Raw genomic sequence first — 18,430 nt, 5'->3', positions numbered from 1 at the left:
CGGTGCCGCAGGATCATGAGAGAAGCCAAGCCCGGCGGCGCCGAACACGCGCGGCGGGCGCAAGGGAGCGCGCAATGCTGACGATTCGAGACCTCTCGGTCCAGATCCGCACCGGCGACCGGATCGTGCGTCCGATCAGCGGAGTGGACCTCGACCTCGCCCGCGGCGAGACGCTCGGGATCGTGGGCGAGACCGGCTCGGGCAAGTCGATGACCGGCCTCGCCATCATGGGGATGCTGCCGGCCGGATCCGAGATCATGAACGGATCCATCCGCTTCGACGGCGAGGAGCTCGTCGGCCGCGACCCCCGGGCGTACCGGTCGCTGCGCGGACGCCGGATCTCCATGGTGTTCCAGGACTCGCTGACCGCCCTGAACCCGACCCGGCGCATCGGCGACCAGGTCGCGGAGCCGCTGCTGCTGCACGGTCTCGCGCACCGGGCGGAGGCGCTGCGCCGGGCCGAGGAGATGCTGGCGCTGGTCGGCATCCCGCGCCCGTCCGAGCGCATGCGCGACTATCCGCACCAGCTCTCCGGCGGCATGCGGCAGCGCGTGATGATCGCCATGGCGCTCATCGCCGAGCCCGATCTGCTCATCGCCGACGAGCCGACGACCGCCCTCGACGTGACGATCCAGGCGGAGATCCTGGAGCTGCTGGGAAGGCTCAAGGAGCAGCTCGGCATGGCCATGATCCTCGTCACGCACGACATGGGCGTGGTGGCGCGGCACGCCGACCGAGTGGGCGTCATGTACGCCGGACGGCTCGTGGAGACCGGTCCGACGCGCGCGCTGTTCCGGCGCACCCGGCACCGCTACACGCGCGCGCTGCTCGATTCGATCCCCTCGCTCGAGCAGGACCGCGGCGTCGAGCTGTTCTCGATCCCCGGATCCCCGCCGGATCCCGCCGAGACGGTTCCCGGATGCCGGTTCGCGCCGCGCTGCGCCGCCGCCACGGATCGCTGCCGGGCCGAGCGCCCGCCGCTCGAGGGCGAGGGCGGGCACGTCTTCGCCTGCTGGAACCCGGTCGCCGACGCGCCGCCCGTGCTCCCGGGCCGCGCGCTCCCGGCTGCCCCCGTGGTCGAGACGTCGACGGAGCCGCGGCTCGAGGTCGTCGACCTCGTGCAGGAGCACCCCGTCTCCGGCTGGGCTCCGAAGGGGCGCCGGCGCACGGTGAAGGCGGTCTCCGGGGTGAGCTTCACGGTGCAGGCAGGGGAGACCCTGGGGCTGGTCGGAGAGTCCGGATGCGGCAAGTCGTCGCTCGGGCGCATGCTCGTCGCGATGGACCGGCCCACGGCGGGGGAGGTGCGCCTCGAGGGCACGAAGGTCTCCGGGATCGGCCGGCGCGGGCTCGGCGCTCGCCGGGCGCGACTGCAGATGATGTTCCAGGACTCCGGCGCCGCGCTGGATCCGAAGATGACGATCGGCACGATCCTGCGGGAGCCCCTCGCGATCCAGGGGATCGGCACGACCGCCGAGCGGACCGAACGGGCGATCGCGCTGCTGGACGGCGTCGGCCTCGGCCCGTCGATCCTGGAACGGTATCCGCATGAGCTCTCCGGCGGGCAGCGGCAGCGCATCGGGCTCGCCCGCGCTCTCGCACTGGATCCCGACGTCCTCGTCGCGGATGAGCCGGTGAGCGCGCTCGACGTCTCGATCCGCTCCCAGGTGCTCAACCTCATGCGCACCCAGCAGCGCGAGCGCGGGCTCAGCAGCGTCGTGATCTCGCACGACCTGTCGGTCATCCGCTACCTCTCCGACCGGGTCGGCGTGATGTACCTCGGCAAGATCGTCGAGGTCGGCGCCACCGACGAGGTGTACGAGCGCCCGGCGCACCCGTACACCGCCGGCCTGCTCGCCGCGGTGCCGATCGCGGATCCGGATGCGCCGCCGCCGGACGCCGCAGAGCGCGTCCGGGGCGAGCTGCCCAGCCCCCTGGATCCGCCCAGCGGCTGCCGGTTCCGCACCCGGTGCCCGCTCGCGACCGAGCTGTGCGCGACGGTCGAGCCGACGCTGGAGGCGGTCGGGGACGCGCACGACGTGGCGTGCCACTTCCCGCTGCAGCCCAAGGCACAGGCGCCGGCGGACGCGAGCGCCCCGGGCGCGCGGCCGGGCGAGACGGAGGCGGCGGCGTGATCTCCTACCTGCTGCGGCGGATCCTCGTCTCGCTGCTCGTGCTCATCGGCATCTCGATCGTGATCTTCGTGATGCTGCACCTCATCTCCGACAGCCCGGGCCGCGTGGTGCTCGGGCCCCAGGCCTCCGCCGCGGCGGTCGAGGCCTTCAACCGGGAGAACGGCTACGACCGACCGCTGTTCGTGCAGTACGCGGACTACGTGGTGCAGCTCCTGCACGGCGACCTCGGCCGCTCCTACAAGCTGAACGAGGAGGTCACGGTGCTGTTCGCGCAGAACGCGGGACGCAGCGCCGTGCTGTCGCTCTCCGGGCTCGTGCTCGCGCTGCTCATCGCGATCCCGCTCGGGATCCTCCAGGCGGTGCGCCGCAACAGCGTCGTCGACCGGGCCGCCACCGGGGTCGCCTACCTCCTCTACGCGACCCCCTCGTTCCTCGTCGCGCTGCTGCTGATCGCGCTGCTCAGCCAGCTCGTGCCGCTCTTCCCTGCGGAGGCCTCGCAGTCGACCTCGCCCTGGGTCGTGTTCACGGATCCGCGGGCCATGGCGCTGCCGCTGATCACGCTCGCGCTCACGAACGTCGTGGTGTTCTCCCAGTACCAGCGCTCGGCGGCGCTCGAACAGCTCGGCATGGACTACATCAAGGTCGCCCGGGCCAAGGGCGCCCCGGAGCGGATCGTGCTGCTGCGCCACCTGCTGCGCAACGCCTGCATCCCGCTCATCACGCTCGTCGGAGTCATGATCCCGACGCTGCTGGCCGGAAACCTCATCGTCGAGTCGGTGTTCAACTACCCCGGCCTCGGCCTCCTGTTCCTCAACAGCCTGCATCGGGAGGACTACCCGGTGCTGCTGGCCTACACCCTCATCGGTGGCGCGCTCACCGTGCTGGGCAACCTCCTCGCCGACCTCGTGGTCGCACGCGCGGACCGACGGATCGAGCTGAGCAGATGACCACCGCACACCCCGAGATGTCCGAGAAGACCGACGTCATCGTGGCCACCGCCACGGCGGCGCGACCTCTCGCGGCCGCCGCCGTGCTGCGCGCGCTGCGACGCAGTCCGATGGCGGTGGCGGGCGCGTCGCTGCTCGTGCTGCTCGTGCTGTTCAGCTTCGTCGGACCGCTGCTGTACCCGACGAACCAGACCGACGTGAACCTCCTCGACGCGCTGCTGCCCCCCGGCGAGGGCTACCCGCTCGGCACGGATCCGAACGGCTTCGACGTGCTCGGCCGGCTCATGCTCGGCGGTCAGGTGTCGCTCGAGATCGGTCTGCTCGCCGCGGTCTTCGCGACCACCCTGGGCACCGTCTACGGCGCCGTCGCGGGACTCGTGGGCGGGGTGGTGGACGGGATCATGATGCGCTTCGTCGACGTGCTGCTGGCGATCCCGTTCCTGTTCTTCGTGCTCATCATCGCGGCGCGCTTCACCGCGACGCCGCTCACCCTGAGCCTCGTGATCGGAGGGTTCTCCTGGCTCGTCTCGGCCCGGCTGATCCGCGGCGAGGTGCTGTCCCTGCGGGTCCGCGAGTTCGTGCAGGCGGCGCGTCTCATGGGCGCCAGCGATCGCCGGCTGATCTTCACCCACCTGATCCCGAACACCATGGGCGTGATCATCGTGAACCTCACGTTCCAGGTCGCCGACGCCATCCTGGTGATCGCCGCTCTCGGATTCCTCGGCTTCGGGCTGAGCTATCCCGTCACGGACTGGGGCAGCCAGCTCTCCAGCGGCGTCGCCTACATCACCGCCGGCAACTGGTGGCTCATCTACCCCGCAGGGCTCTGCATCGTGCTCGTGGTGCTCGGGCTGAACCTGCTCGGAGACGCCCTGCGCGACGTCCTGGACCGACGCCGATGAGCGGCCGCAGGGGTGTGTCCGCGCACACAGGCGCACCGCATCGAAACTGTCCGGATCGCTGAACGGGCGGCCGCGCCCGTCCTGCACCCTCGAATCACCGGAATACGACGCCGGCGGCCGCACCGCCGATAGCGTCCGCCCGAACCGACCCACCCGAACAAGGAGCACAGCATGAACCCGCAGGTTCCCCGGAGGCGACGGCGCCTCCTGATCGCCCTCACGGTCGCCGCCGCACTGATCACCACCGGCTGCAGCGCCGGCACCGCCAAGGTCGACCCCTCCCAGTACCGCACCATCCCCGCCTCGAGCGGCAAGGCCGTCGACGGAGGCGTCATCACGGTCGCCATGACGCCGGGCCTCGCGCCGAACTACATCTTCCCGTACCCGCCCGCCGAGGCGAACGGCGCCGTCATCGGCTACGACCTGATGTGGCGCACCCTGTACCGGGCCGACGTCGACGGCAAGAGCAACGCGGACACGAGCCTCGCCGAGGCCCCCGTGTACGGCGACGACGGGCGCACCGTCACGATCACCCTCAAGAAGAACGACTGGTCCAACGGCAAGCCCCTCACCGCGGGCGACGTGGTCTTCTCCCTCGACATCCTCAAGGCCGCCGTCGCCGCGAGCGCGGCCAACTGGGCGTTCTACACCCCGGGCCAGTTCCCCGACGGCGTGACCGCGACCGCGAGCGGCGCCGACACCGTCGTGCTGACGCTCGAGAAGGCGTACAACCCCGCCTACCTCGAGTCGCTCCTGCAGCAGCTCGTCGTGCTCCCCTCGGCGGACTGGAGCATCGCGACGGCGGGAGGGCCCGTCCTGGACTACACCGATCCGGCCAACGCGGCCGCGATCTACACGTTCCTCACCGGCCAGTCCGCCGACCAGTCGTCGTTCGCGACGAACCCGCTCTGGCAGGTCGTCAGCGGCCCCTACGCGCTGAAGAGCTTCGAGCCCACCACCGGCTCCTTCTCGCTCACGCCGAACCCCGCGTACACGGGTCCGGGCGAGCACAAGCTCGCGCAGGTCGACTTCAAGGCGTTCACGTCGGCGGCCGCTGTCTACAACCAGTATCAGGCGGGAACGGTGACCGTCGGGCGCCTCGACTCCAGCTACTCGTCGAAGATCGAGGACCTGCGCAAGAAGGGCTACGACGTCTACGCGGCTCCGGCGCCGGCGCGATCGGATCCGCTGGTGATCAACTTCGCCAACACGACCGGCGGCTTCGACAGGATCATCGCGCAGCCGTACGTGCGCCAGGCGCTGCAGCACCTCGTCGACCAGCCGGGCTACATCAAGAGCCGCGGGGTCTACAACGGGGCGGCCAGCGAGAACTACGCGACCGTGGGACTCGGCTCCGCCTTCCCTCCCGCGTTCGGGGACAAGGCCCCGTACCCGTTCGACCCGAAGGCCGCGGAGAAGCTGCTGACCGAGCACGGCTGGAAGGTCGACAAGGCCGGGACCGTCTGCGAGAAGCCGGGAGCGGGATCCGGTCAGTGCGGCGAGGGCATCGAGAAGGGGCAGAAGATCTCCTTCACGCTCGCCTCGGCGAGCTCGCCGAGCTACGTCGGCGCCCGCGACCTGGCGTTCTCCTCGGAGGCGAAGAAGCTCGGCATCGACGTGAAGGTCGTCACGAAGTCGCTGAACTACATGTACGAGAACTACACGAACCCGGGCGCTCCGGCGAACGCGGACGAGTGGGGGATGCAGGACACCGGTCCCCTCGTGATGACGTCGTACCCGACGGCGAACGGCGCGTTCAACACCGACGGCAGCTTCAACCTGGGCAGCTACAGCAACCCCGAGGCCGACAAGGCGATCGAGGCGAGCGTGTTCGGCTCGGATCCGAAGGCGCTGAGCGCGGAGACCACCCTGATCTCGAAGGATCTGCCGGTGCTGTTCCTGCCGACCCCCGACAACCTCATCGTCTGGAAGAGCACGCTCTCCGGACCGCCCGAGACGTTCGAGGGCCTGCTGAAGTTCATCTACTCCCCGGAGCAGTGGTACTTCACCGAGAAGCAGAAGTAGCGGATCCGGATCCGGGGCCGGCCGAGCAAGGCCGGCCCCGGCACGGTGAGAGGATCGACCCCGATGCATGAGACGGACCGGACGCACGTCCTGCCCCTGGCGGCACCCGGCGAGCCCTGGGATCCCGCGCTCGTCAGGGAGCTGGTCGGCGATGCGCGCATCGTGCTGCTCGGCGAGGGCGCGCACGGCGTCGACGACTTCGCCCGGCTCGCCGACGGGCTGTTCCGCACGCTCGCGAGCGATCTCGGCTTCACGGCGTTCGTGAGGGAGTCGGGCTTCGCCGAGGGCATCGAGGTGGACGACTGGATCCAGGGCGGTCCCGGGGAGGTCGGCGACATCGCCCGCGCCGGGCTCACCTACGGCTTCGGCGAGTCCGAGGCGGTGCGGCGCCAGCTGACGTGGATGCGCGCGGAGAACGCCCGTGGCCGGTCGCCGCTGCGCTTCTGGGGCATGGACCTGCCCGGCTCCGCCACGTCCCCGGGCTCCGCCGTGCGGCTGTGCCTGGCCCGGATCCCCGCGGAGGCGGGCGACGACGAGCTGCGCCGGATCACCGACCTCGGAGGGCGCACGGAGGCGGCGATCGCCTGGGAGACCAGGGACGAGGCGGCCCGCGAGCAGATCCGGGCGGGCATCAGGGGGCTCCTGGACCGCGTCGAGCGTCACGGCGACGACCTCGCGCGCCGCTCGGCCGAGACCCTGCGCGCCTTCCTCGCCGAGCTGTCGTGGTCGGGCGGCGAGGGACCCTATCCACGCGAGTCGCTCATGGCCGGCACCGTGAGCTGGATCGCCGAGCGCGAGGAGCGGATCCTCGTGCTCGCGCACAACGCGCACGTCCGCCGGGAGCCGCTGCACGGCCGGCCCACCCTGGGCTCCCTGCTGCAGGAGCGCTGGGGATCCGACCTGCGTGTGATCGGCATGACCTCCGGCCGCGGCCCGGTCGTCTCCTTCGCCGAGCGCTCGCCGCGGCCCTTCGACTGGGAGGCGTCGCTCGCCGAGCGGGAGCCCGTGCCCGGTTCCCTGGAGCACGCCCTCGACCCGCTCGGCGACGCGGTCGTCGACCTGCGCAGGGCGCCGGCCGCGCTCCTCGCGGGGGTCGTGGGCACGCTCGCCGGCACCGGGCTCGACCCGCTCGCCGATGCCGCCACCGCCTTCGACGCGATCGCCCACCTCCGGCGCGCGTCGCTCGTGGAGGGCCGCCTGGAGAGGCTGCGCGCCGAGTTCGGCGCCCCGGCAGCGGCCGGTGCGCCGCCGCTGGCGCGCACCGGAGCGACGGTCGAGACCGTCGCCGGGATCGCCGTCGCGGATCCGTACCGCTGGCTGGAGGGGGACGCGGCCGCCGACCCCGAGGTCGGCGCCTGGCAGCGCGCGCAGGCCGCCTACGCCGAGGAGACGATCTGGGCGGGCCGGGACCGCGACGCCGTGCGCGCCCTCATCGAGCGCAGCCACGCCGGCGCCCGCCCGGAGCTGCCCGTCGGCGCCGGCGGCCGGTGGTTCCGCGCCGAGGGGCGCCGCATCGTCGTCGCGGACGAGCCGTACGGTCCCGGGCGCGCGCTCGTCGACCTGGCGGAGTTCGACGGACCCGGGCGCACGGCGGTGCTCAGCTGGTTCGCCCCGTCCCCGGATGGCACGGTGCTCGCGGTCGGGGTCTGCACCGACGGCAGCGAGCACAACCGTGTCGAGCTGGTCGACGTGCGCTCGGCCACGCGGCGCGACGACGCCCCGCCGGAGCTGCTGCACAGCGCCTGGGGCGGCGGGATCTCGTGGCGTCCGGACAGCGGCGGATTCTCGTTCCTCGGGCTCAGCGGCCCGGCGCACGACTTCCACCAGGTCGTGTACCGCCGGGACCTGGGCGTCCGCGGCCCCTCCGAGCTCGAGCACGTGCCCCTGCCGGAGGGCTCCCGCGAGTACACCCGGATCCAGTTCTCGCCGGACGGCCGCTGGGCGGTCGCCAGCCATCGGGTCGGCACGCCGTTCCCCGTCGCGGTGCGCGACCTGCACGATCCCTCCGGCGGCTGGCGGCCCTTCCTCGCCCCGGGGCAGGAGACGGTGGCCGGGCACGTCGTCGGAGACCGCTACGTCGCCGTCACCGACCGGGGCGCGCCGCGCCGGCGGCTCGTGGCGATCCCGCTGGACGCCGCCGATCCCGACGACCCGGCCTGCTGGGCGGAGCTGGTACCGGAGAGCGACGCAGTGCTGCGGTCGGTCCTCCCCGTCGGCGACGCGCTCTACCTGAGCGAGTTCCACCGTACGGCGGCGCGGGTGCGGATCCTGCGCGGCGACGGCACCGCGCAGGGCGTGCTGCCGCTGCCCGGGGAGGGGGCGCTCGCCGCCCCGTTCTTCCCGCTCACCGGGCTCGCGGCCACGAGCGACGGATCCTTCGTCTTCGCGTTCTCGACGCTCACGTCGTCCTGGGGCGTCTACCGGCACCGTCCCGGCGGCGCGCTCGAGATGCTGCGGGAGCCGGCGGTGACGATCGACGCGCACGCGGAGCTGCGCGCGGCGACCGCCCCCGACGGCACCCCGATCCCGTACCACGTGGTGCGCCCGCGCGGCGCGTCCGGGCCCGGTCCCGTGCTCATCTCGGCATATGGTGCGGCCGGGATCCCCACGCTGCCCCAGTACCAGCCCGACCTCGCGGCCTTCGTCGCCGCCGGGGGCACCCTCGTGCAGGCCTATCTGCGCGGCGGGGGAGAGTTCGGCAGCGCCTGGTTCCGCGCCGCCGACCGCGAGCGCCGCGGCGTCCGCGACGAGGACCTGCTCGCGGTCGCGGAGCACCTGCTCGCCGAGGGAGTGGCCGCGCCGGGGCGGCTGGCGCTCACCGGAGGCTCCGACGGCGGGCTGATGTGCGGCAACGCGATCACGGCCCGCCCGGAGCTGTGGCGCGCCGTGCTGCCCCGCGCCCCTCTGCTCGACCTCGTCGGCGGGTTCCGCAACCCGTACCTGGACTTCGTGATCCGCAAGGCCTGGGGCGACCCCGCCGACCCCGTCGACGTGGCGCGGATGATCGCGCTGTCGCCCTACGAGCGGGTGCGTCCGGCCGAGTATCCGCTGCTGTACGTGGAGGCCGGGGCCAACGATCCGCGCTGCCCTCCCTGGCAGGCGCGCAAGTTCGTCGCGCGTCTGCAGGCCGCGCAGCGCGGGCCGGCGCCGATCCTGCTGCACGTGTACGAGAACGCCGGACACGGATCCGGCACGGGCCACGACGTGATCGTCGCGCAGGACGCGGCCTGGCTGGCCTGCCTGCTGGGCGCGCTCGGGCTCCCGGATCCGAATCCGGATCCGGTCAGCGTTCTGCGTTGATCGCGCGCAGCCGCAGCTGCATCATCGCGCCGAAGCGCGCGTTCGGGTCGTCGAGGTCGATCCGGCCGACCTCGGCCACACGGCGCAGGCGGTACCGGAAGGTGTTCGGGTGCACGAACTTCGCGGCCGAGGCGACGGTCACGTCGCCGAACGCGTCCAGCCAGGCCTCGAGGGTCTCGGTGAGGCTGGATCCGTGGGTCTCGTCATAGGCGATCAGCCGCGCCAGGGGTCCTGACGGGATGTCCCGCGCGGCCCCGGCGACCTCGAGCAGCAGCGCCTCCGCGTGCACCTCGTCGAGACGGACGACCTGCCGGTCGACGATCCCGGCGCGGAGCACGCGCAGCGCGCGGTCTGCGCTGGTCCGCGAGCGGGGCAGCAGCGAGGTCTCCGCGACCGCGACCCCGACGCCGATCAGGGGACGCAGCGCCGAGCGCATCCGGGCGAGGAACTCCGTGGCGACCCGTGCCGCGCTGTCGCCCTCGTCGTCCGCGTCCGCGGCGAGGGGGAGCACCCCGTAGGCGACGTCGCCTACGAGCCCCGACACCGAGCGCGGGTGCGCGAACGAGAGGTGCACCGCGAGCGCATCGGCGACGCGTTTGCGCTCCGCGGCGAGGTGCGCGTGCGGGAGCTGCTCGGCCGCAGGGCCGTGCAGGGTCAGCGCGAGCACGACGCAGGGCTCCTCGCGCAGGCCGAGCCGGTGCACGGCCTCACCGGCGGAGGGACCGCCGGCGAGGGCGGTGCGCAGCAGCTCGGCCCGCAGCCGGCGCTCGACGTCGGCGTCGGTGCGCTGCCACACCAGGTGCATGGCGACGAGCTTGGCGCCCTCGCGCAGTGACGCGCCGCGCTCGGGGGTGAGGGAGCCGGCGACCCAGATCGTGCCGAGCACCTCGTCGCCCGCGCGCACCGCGATCGCGGTGCGCACCTCGTCGCCGGCGGATCCGGCGGTGACCTCGACCGGCCATTCGCTGCGGGCGATCCGCGCGAGCGTCCCGCTCTCCTCCAGCGCGCGCATGTCCTGCGGCGGCAGCGGCCTGGCACGGATCCCGGGGGCCCGCTGCGACTCCGGGCCGTTGGAGAAGGCGAGCAGCTGCGCGTTGCGGTCCTCGATCGTGACGGGGGACTCCAGCAGGGCGGCGATCGCGTCCGCCACCGCGAACAGGTCTCCCGCGAGTATTCCGCCGAAGGTGACCGGACGCGCGTCGTCCGGATCCCCCGGCGTCATCAGCGAGCGCAGCATGCCGGCCAGGTGCGCCCAGGTGGTGCCGGGGTTGAGGGCGAGCACGACGACCCCGGTCGCCTCGGCCTCGGCACGCAGGGCCTCTCCCGCGGCGAACGGCGCCCGCACCACGAGCGCCGTGACCCCGGCCTGCGCGAGCAGCGGGAGCAGGCCCAGGACGAGGTCGGGATCCTCGACGCCGACGCCCATGACGAGCGAGTTGCGCGGGGCGTCCGGCACGTCGCGCGGATCGTGGATGACGATCGCCTCGACCGTGCGATCGGGCCGGACCGTCCCGCATACGACCGTGAGCAGCGTGGTGTCGAGCGCCTCGAGCACCCGCACCAGGGTCACCTGCGGACGGTGGTTCATCGGGGGCACCTTCGCGACGCTAGCACGGCGGGCGCGGGCGCTCCCGGGCGTTCGTCGCCGCCCTGGGCGGGGCCGGGACGCGTCTCGACGGGCGCCGCGCCGTTCATGACGCGAGCGGGATCCAGGCGCGCGATTCCGTGACCGCCTCCAGCAGGTCCGGATCCGGGGCCACGCCGATGCCCGGGCCCGTCGGCACCGTCATGTGCCCGTCCTCGAGCCGGAACGGCGGGGTCAGATCGGTGGCGTAATAGCGCTCCGACGCCGAGGTGTCGCCCGGCAGCGTGAAGCCGGGGAGGGCGGCGAGGGCGAGGTTGGCCGCGCGGCCGATGCCGGTCTCCAGCATCCCGCCGCACCAGACCGGCACCCCGTGCGCCCGGCAGAGGTCGTGGATCCGGCGGGACTCCAGGTAGCCGCCCACGCGTCCCGGTTTGATGTTGACGATGCGGCACGCGCCGAGCTCGATCGCCTGGGCCGCATGCTCGGCGGACAGGATCGACTCGTCCAGGCAGATCGGCGTGCCGATCCGTCGTGCGAGCGCCGCATGGCCCACGAGGTCGTCGGCGGCCAGGGGCTGCTCCAGAAGCGAGAGGTCGAACGCGTCCAGCTTCGCGAGGTGCTCGATGTCGGCTCGTCCGTAGGCGGCGTTCGCATCCACCTGCAGCAGGATGTCGCCGAAGCGCTCGCGCACGGCGCGGACGGGCTCCAGATCCCAGCCGTGCTCGATCTTCAGCTTGATCCGCACGTAGCCGTCGGCGAGGTAGCCCTCGACGGCGTCCAGGAGTGCGGGGATCGTCGGGGTGATGCCCACCGAGACCCCGCAGGCGACCCGGTCCTTCACGGCGCCGAGGTGGTACGAGAGCGGCACGTCCCGGGTGCGGAGGTCGGCGTCCAGGATCGCGGTCTCCAGCGCGGCCTTGGCCTGGCGGTGCCCCTTGAACGGCGACAGCACCGCGGCGACGCGGTGCGGATCCAGGTCCCCCTGTCCGGCGAGCGCGGGCACGAGCACGTCCGCCAGCACCGCCGCCGCCGCCGGGGTGTACTCCGAGCTGTACAGCGGCAGCGCGCTCGCTCCGCACTCGCCCCAGCCCTCGCCGCCCGCGCCCACCGCTCGCACGAGCACCGCCTCGCGCACGGTCTCGGTGCCGAACGAGGTGCGGAACGGGCTCACCAGCGGCATCCGGATCGTCCGGATCTCCACGCCCTCGAGCTTCATGACCTCTCCCGTCTGTCGATGATGTACCAGCCCGCGCGGTCGAAGCCGCGCACGGTCGCGCCCTCGGCGAGGAGCGCCCCGAGCACGTCGCGCAGGGCGAGCCGCCAGTCGGCGGCTCGCCGCGGATCCGTCTCGCGCATGCCCTCGATATCGGCGGGCACCCCGATCAGCACCGTGTCGGCGTCGGACGCCGCGACGAGCGGGGCGTCGGCATCGTCCGGCCGCAGCGCGACGGCGGCGCCCTCGGCGCGCGCCCGGTCGGCGTCGACCACGAGCGGCCGGTGCGCGGCCGCGGCGAGGACCGGCGACGAGGCCAGCTCCCACCGCACCAGGATCCGGTCGGTCTCGTCGCCGCCGTTGATGCGGTCGTCGAGCGCGCCGTAGAGGCGGGGCAGATAGGCGCCGACCGATGCGGCGAGCTTGCCGAGGTTGAAGTGCGCGTTGCGGCGGATGAGCGGATCGTAGGTCCAGGTGACCGTGTCGATCCCGCGGTGCAGCGCCCAGGCGCGCTGGTGCAGCTTCAGGGCGAAGCCGAGGTGCCGCCCGCGTGCCCGCGGGACCGTGCCGGCGATGTGGCTGTGCAGGGTGCGCGCGGCGGGCGGGCCGAAGAAGCCGAAGCAGGCGCCGACGAGATCCGGGTCGCCGCCGCGGTCGTCGAAGGCGCCGGCGACGTAGTTGCCCGCCTGCACGAGCGCGCGCAGCAGATCAGCGGTGACCGGGGGATTCGTCGCTCCCGTGCGCCAGATGCCCTCGTACAGCGCGCGCACGGCCGCCAGGTCGCGCACGTCGTCGAGCAGGCGGATCACCACGCCGGACGCGGCCTCTGCGTCCGCGGCCGCGCGGTCGGCGCCGGCGGCCAGGGCGCTCCGTGCGCCCGGGGCGAGGGCGGTGGCGCCGTTCATCGGGCCGTGCTCGAGATCGGGGCCCGCGTCGAGGACGCGGCCGGCGCGGGCGGGCCGGGCGGCGCGGCGCGGAGGTCGTCGATGAGACCGGCGAGCAGCCGCACCCGGGGCTCGAGCTCGGCGATCAGCACGTGCTCGTGCGCGGCGTGGGCGCCGCCGCCGACGGCACCGAGGCCGTCGAGCGTGGGCGTGCCGACGCCGGCGGTGAAGTTGCCGTCCGAGGCTCCGCCGACGCTGATCCCGGTGAGCGGGGGCAGCGCGAGCCGATCCGCGACGCGCTGCGCCCGGCGGAACAGCTCGGCGGACGAGTCTGCGGCAAGGGGGGAGCGGTTGACACCGCCGTCGACCACGACGCGGGCGCCGTCGATCCGGGGGCTGAGCGCGAGCATCCCGGCATGCACGCGCTCCTGCTCCGCGGCGGAGAGGGCGCGCACGTCGACCGAGAACGAGGCCAGCGCCGGGACGGTGTTCGTCGTCGTGCCCGAGCTCGTGCGCGTCGGGGTGACCGTGGTGCCCGCCGCGGCGTCGCCGAGGAGGGCGACGGCCTGCACCTGGTGCGCGAGCTCCAGGGTGGCGTTCACGCCCCGCTCGGGGTCGAGCCCGGCGTGCGACGCCCGGCCGTGCACCGCGATCTCGTAGCGGGAGACCCCCTTGCGGGCGATCTTCAGAGCGCCGTCCGGACCCGCGGCCTCGAGCACGAGGGCGGCGATCGAGGCACGCGCCTCATCCTCGATGAGCGCCCGCGAGGTCGCCGAGCCGGGTTCCTCGTCGCCGGTCACGAGCACGGTGATCCCGGCCAGGTCGGTCAGCCGGCTCAGCGCGTGGAAGGCGATGACCAGCCCGGCCTTCATGTCGAAGGAACCGGGGCCGGCGAGGGTCTCGTCGTCGGCTCGGGCGGGGAGCTCGTCGAGGGATCCGACCGGCCACACCGTGTCGTGATGGCCGAGCACGAGGATCCGCGGTGCGCCGTCGAAGCGCCAGCGCAGATGGGTGCGTCCGTCGATGACGATCCGCTCCGGCACCGCGCCGAGGCGGGTCGTGCCCAGTTCGGCCACGGCGTCGGCGCTGCGGGCGACGGCGGCGAGGTCGTCCGACGGCGACTCGCAGCGGACGAGGCGCAGGATCTCCGCGACCATCGTCTCGACGGGTTCCGGCATGGCGGCTCCTTCGGATGGGGGTGGTCCCATCCTGCTGAGGCCCGGGAGCCGCCCGACTGTCCGCTCGACCGAAACCCGCTGCCCCGTTTGATCCGATCCGACGATCGGGCCGGCAGGGAAGGGATCCGGGCGGCGGGGCGTTCCCCCTCGCACCGGAGAATCGCCCCGACGCGGCGCCCGCGGCCGGTGCCGCGGGACCGTGAGACCGATTTCGGGAAAACGCTTGCGCTCCCGTGGATCCCGAACATAGGCTGGACGGCTGTCGCGTCAACCGACCGGCGGCCGTCGAACCGAGGAGGACACCATGCCCACGATCACCACTGCGTCGTCGATCAGCGCTGTCACCGGTTCGCCCCTCACCCCGGCCGAGGACTGACCGCTCCGGTCCTCCTCGGCCCACACCGGCCGCTCATCGCACGGATGCATCGCATCCGCTCCTTCTCGTCCCTTCCCTCCGTTGCCGCGATACGTCACTTCTGAGAATCATGTCTGAACACACCACGCCCTCATCCGCCTCCTCCCTGTCCACTCCCCGCGCGCTCGCGCGCCTGGCGCCCTTCGTCAGACCGGTCGCCTGGCGCCTGGTCGGCGGCGGGCTCTCGGCGCTCGCCGCCGCCGTCATCGCGCTGTGCGTGCCGCTGCTGCTGCAGGTCGTGCTCGAAGGCCCCATCGCGACCGGCGAGATCGGCGCCATCGTCTGGGGCGCCGTGGCCGTGACCGTGCTCGCCCTCGGCGAGGCGCTCATGGTGTGGCTGCGCCGCCAGTTCGTGCTGAACCCCGCGACGCAGGTGGAGTACCGCATGCGCACGCAGCTGTACTCCAACCTGCAGCGCCTCCCGGTCGCCTTCCACGACCGCTGGCAGTCCGGACAGCTGCTGAGCCGCATGATGCAGGACATCGGCCTGATCCGCCGCTGGCTGGCGTTCGGCCTCGTGCTGCTCGTCGTCAACCTGCTCACGATCGTCATCGGCGCCGCCCTGCTGTTCCGCTGGCACTGGCTGCTCGGCACGATCTTCCTGATCACGGCCGTGCCGCTGTGGATCTCGGGCTTCCTCTTCGAGAAGCGCTACGGCGTGCTCACGCGGCGCAGCCAGGACCAGGCCGGCGACCTCGCCACGAGCGTCGAGGAGAGCGTGCACGGCATCCGCGTGCTCAAGGCGTTCGGACGCGGCAAGCACGCCCTGGTCAAGTTCGCCCGGCAGGCCGAGTCCCTCCGCGAGACCGAGCTGAGCAAGGCGCGCTCGGTGGGCTGGATCTGGTTCTGGCTCGTGCTCATGCCCGAGATCGCGTTCGCGCTGAACCTCGTCGCGGGCATCTGGCTGATCGCCCAGGGAGCGCTGAACGCGCCCGAGCTCTTCGCGTACTTCGCGATGGCGACCGTGCTGCGCTGGCCGATCGAGTCGATCGGCTTCCTGTTCTCGTTCATGCTCGACGCGCGCACGGCCACCGATCGGGTGTTCGAGATCTACGACGAGCAGAACACGATCACCGACCCGGAGAACCCGGTCACCATCGCCGAGCCGCGCGGCGAGCTCGCGTTCGAGGGCGCCCGGTTCCGCTATCAGGACGCCCGGCCGCACGAGCGCGACCTGCTCGACGGCATCGATCTCGTGCTGCGGCCGGGGGAGACGATGGCGCTGGTCGGCATCACCGGATCCGGCAAGACCACGCTCACGACACTTCCGACGCGTCTGTACGACGTGACGGGAGGACGCGTGACGCTCGACGGCGTGGACGTGCGCGACCTCACCCTGGCGGAGCTGCGCACGCACATCGCCATGGCGTTCGAGGACGCGACGCTGTTCTCGGCGACCGTGCGGGAGAACGTGCTGCTCGGCCGGGCCGATCTGGACATCCGCAGCCCGGAGGCGGAGCGCGTGCTCCGCGAGGCGCTCGACGTCGCTCAGGCCTCGTTCGTCGACGCGCTCCCGGAGGGCGTCGAGACGATGATCGGCGAGGAGGGCATGAGCCTGTCCGGCGGTCAGCGCCAGCGGCTCGCCCTCGCGCGCGCCGTGGCCGCGTCGCCCAAGGTGCTCGTGCTGGACGACCCGCTGTCCGCGCTCGACGTCGACACCGAGGCGCTCGTCGAGGAGGCGCTGCGCCACGTGCTCGCCGAGACCACGGCGCTCATCGTCGCGCACCGCCCGTCGACCGTGGCCCTGGCAGACCGCGTCGCGCTGCTGCAGGACGGGAGGGTGACGGCCGTGGGCACGCACTCCGAGCTGCTGCGCACGAATGCGCACTACCGCCATGTGATCTCCAGCCTGGAGGCGGAGGAGGCGGTGCGCACCGGAGCGATCCCCGTCATCACGGTGGCCGAACACGACGAAGGCGGCTCCGAGCCACCCGAAGGGGGCTCCGAGCCCGTCGAAGAGCGCACAGAAGCAGAGGAGGTGCAGGCATGAGCGTCGTCGGAACGCAGGACGAGGACCGCTCCGTCCTGACCAAGGAGGAGAGCCGGGCGATCCGGAACAGGTCCATGCGGCTGTTCGGATCGCTGATGGCGCCGCTCAAGGTGCAGATCACGCTCACGGCGCTCGTGCTCGTGATCTCGACCGCCGCACAGGTGGCCGGTCCCGCGCTGATCGCCTACGGGCTGAACTCGGCTCTTCCCGCCGTGCTGAAGCGTGGGGACTGGATGCCGACGTTCGTCGTGGGCGCGGCGTTCCTCGTGATCGGCGGGCTCGGATCCGCCCTCATCGGCTGGTACGCCGTGCTCACCGCCCGGATCACCCAGGCGGTGCTGCTCGACCTGCGTAAGCGCATGTTCCTGCACACTCAGCGGCTGAGCCTGGAGTTCCACGAGAGCTACACGTCCGGCCGGATCATCTCGCGCCAGACCAGCGACCTGGACTCGATCCGGGAGCTCCTGGACGGGGGCCTGAACGAGCTCACCTCGGGACTCCTCTACGGGGTGTTCACGTTCATCGCGCTCGTGCTGGTGGACTGGGAGTCGGGCGTGGTGCTCGTGCTCGCGGGGATCCCTCTCGTGTACCTGATGCGGTGGTTCTACCAGCGCTCTCAGCTCGTGTACCGCGAGTCGCGCGTGATCAGCGCCAAGGTCATCGTGCAGTTCGTGGAGACCATGACCGGCATCCGCGCGGTGAAGGCGTTCCGCAAGGAGCCGCGCAACGACGTCTCCTTCCAGGAGGTCGCCGGAGACTACCGCGACGTGAACCGCCGCTCGATGCTGCTCTTCGGCACGTTCGAGCCCGGGCTCATGGCGGTCGCCGCGCTCACCCTCGGCGTGGTCGTGGTGTGGGGCGGCATCCGCATGGCGCAGGGCGAGATCCAGGTCGGCATCCTGCTCGCGGCGGTGCTGTACGTGCGCAACTTCTTCGCGCCCATGCAGGAGATCGCCATGTTCCTGAACTCCTTCCAGTCGGCCACGGCCGCGCTGGAGAAGGTGTCCGGGGTGCTGGAGGAGGTGCCGACGGTTCCGGATCCCGCGAAGCCGAAGGACTTGTGGGAGTCGAAGGGGCACGTGCGCTTCGACGACGTCGAGTTCGGCTACGCGGCGGATCGGGTGATCCTGCCCGACTTCTCGCTGGACATCCCGGCGGGGGAGACCATCGCCCTGGTCGGCACGACCGGCGCGGGGAAGTCGACCCTGGCGAAGCTCGTGTCGCGCTTCTACGACCCGACCGCCGGATCCGTGACGCTGGACGGCGTGGATCTGCGCGATCTGCATCCGAAGGACCTCCGCCGGGCGATCGTCATGGTCACGCAGGAGGCCTACCTGTTCAGCGGCACGGTCGCCGACAACATCGCGCTGGGCAAGCCCGACGCGACGCTGGAGGAGATCCGCGCGGCGGCGAAGGCGGTGGGCGCCGACACGTTCATCGAATCCCTGCCCGACGGCTATGCCACCGACGTGAACAAGCGCGGCGGCCGCGTCTCGGCGGGACAGCGACAGCTGATCTCGTTCGCGCGCGCCTTCCTCGCCGATCCCGCGGTGCTGATCCTCGACGAGGCGACCGCCTCGCTCGACATCCCGTCGGAGCGGCTGATCCAGGACGCGCTGCAGACGCTGCTCGCCGACCGCACGGCGATCATCATCGCGCACCGGCTGTCCACGGTGGCGATCGCGGACCGCGTGCTGGTCATGGAGCACGGCCGCATCATCGAGGACGACGCCCCCGCCGCCCTCATCGCCGGCACGGGCAAGTTCGCGCAGCTGCACGCCGCCTGGCAGCAGACCCTGGTCTGATCGGCCAGGAGGCGCGATTCTGCAGGACGTTTGCAGCTCTGCAGGATGGATCCG

Annotated in this window: 11 protein-coding genes; 7 read left to right on the top strand and 4 right to left on the bottom strand. The window is 72.5% G+C overall.

Features of this window, described 5'->3' with window-relative positions; translation table 11 throughout:
* The first annotated feature begins 74 nt into the window (after positions 1 to 74).
* The 5 genes from J8G10_RS01255 to J8G10_RS01235 all read left to right on the top strand — a co-directional run bounded on the left by J8G10_RS01255 (position 75) and on the right by J8G10_RS01235 (position 9,306).
* Positions 75 to 2,132 carry an ABC transporter ATP-binding protein gene (locus J8G10_RS01255; protein ID WP_251438667.1) on the top strand — a complete coding sequence of 686 codons (2,058 nt, stop codon included), beginning with the start codon at positions 75 to 77 and terminating at the stop codon, positions 2,130 to 2,132.
* Positions 2,129 to 3,079, top strand: coding sequence for an ABC transporter permease (locus J8G10_RS01250; protein WP_251438666.1), 951 nt, complete (start codon positions 2,129 to 2,131; stop codon positions 3,077 to 3,079). Before J8G10_RS01255 ends, J8G10_RS01250 begins: the two co-directional genes overlap by 4 nt.
* Positions 3,076 to 3,981, top strand: a complete 906-nt coding sequence (locus tag J8G10_RS01245) for an ABC transporter permease (RefSeq protein WP_251438665.1) — start codon at positions 3,076 to 3,078, stop codon at positions 3,979 to 3,981. The genes J8G10_RS01250 and J8G10_RS01245 overlap by 4 nt, the downstream gene beginning before the upstream one ends.
* A 171-nt stretch (positions 3,982 to 4,152) precedes the next feature.
* Positions 4,153 to 6,006: an ABC transporter substrate-binding protein gene (locus J8G10_RS01240; RefSeq protein ID WP_251438664.1), complete on the top strand. Its 1,854-nt coding sequence runs from the start codon at positions 4,153 to 4,155 to the stop codon at positions 6,004 to 6,006.
* A 63-nt stretch (positions 6,007 to 6,069) separates the two neighbouring features.
* A complete protein-coding gene (locus J8G10_RS01235) occupies positions 6,070 to 9,306 on the top strand; it encodes an erythromycin esterase family protein (protein ID WP_251438663.1) in 3,237 nt (1,078 codons plus the stop codon).
* On the opposite strand, the gene J8G10_RS01230 is transcribed toward J8G10_RS01235, so the two are convergent.
* The 4 genes from J8G10_RS01230 to J8G10_RS01215 all read right to left on the bottom strand — a co-directional run bounded on the left by J8G10_RS01230 (position 9,290) and on the right by J8G10_RS01215 (position 14,166).
* Positions 9,290 to 10,894, bottom strand: coding sequence for a CdaR family transcriptional regulator (locus tag J8G10_RS01230; protein WP_251438662.1), 1,605 nt, complete (start codon positions 10,892 to 10,894; stop codon positions 9,290 to 9,292). The genes J8G10_RS01235 and J8G10_RS01230 overlap by 17 nt on opposite strands.
* Before the next feature lie 103 nt (positions 10,895 to 10,997).
* On the bottom strand, positions 10,998 to 12,107 hold the full coding sequence (gene menC, locus J8G10_RS01225; protein WP_251438661.1) for an o-succinylbenzoate synthase: 1,110 nt from the start codon (positions 12,105 to 12,107) through the stop codon (positions 10,998 to 11,000).
* A complete protein-coding gene (locus J8G10_RS01220; protein WP_251438660.1) occupies positions 12,104 to 13,009 on the bottom strand; it encodes a GNAT family N-acetyltransferase in 906 nt (301 codons plus the stop codon). Before J8G10_RS01220 ends, menC begins: the two co-directional genes overlap by 4 nt.
* Positions 13,006 to 14,166 (bottom strand): M20/M25/M40 family metallo-hydrolase, encoded by a 1,161-nt coding sequence (locus tag J8G10_RS01215; RefSeq protein ID WP_251438659.1) that lies wholly within the window; start codon positions 14,164 to 14,166, stop codon positions 13,006 to 13,008. Before J8G10_RS01215 ends, J8G10_RS01220 begins: the two co-directional genes overlap by 4 nt.
* A gap of 485 nt (positions 14,167 to 14,651) precedes the next feature.
* Between J8G10_RS01215 and J8G10_RS01210 the strand changes: the two genes are divergently transcribed.
* Positions 14,652 to 16,571 carry an ABC transporter ATP-binding protein gene (locus J8G10_RS01210; protein WP_251438658.1) on the top strand — a complete coding sequence of 640 codons (1,920 nt, stop codon included), beginning with the start codon at positions 14,652 to 14,654 and terminating at the stop codon, positions 16,569 to 16,571.
* Entirely contained in the window at positions 16,568 to 18,376 is a 1,809-nt protein-coding gene (locus J8G10_RS01205; RefSeq protein ID WP_251438657.1) for an ABC transporter ATP-binding protein, read from the top strand. Before J8G10_RS01210 ends, J8G10_RS01205 begins: the two co-directional genes overlap by 4 nt.
* Positions 18,377 to 18,430 lie beyond the last annotated feature (54 nt).

Source organism: Microbacterium sp. USTB-Y, from assembly GCF_023703415.1.
GTDB lineage: Bacteria > Actinomycetota > Actinomycetes > Actinomycetales > Microbacteriaceae > Microbacterium.
Note: the sequence above shows the minus strand (reverse complement) of the source record. Positions and strands in the feature narration are given on the sequence as shown.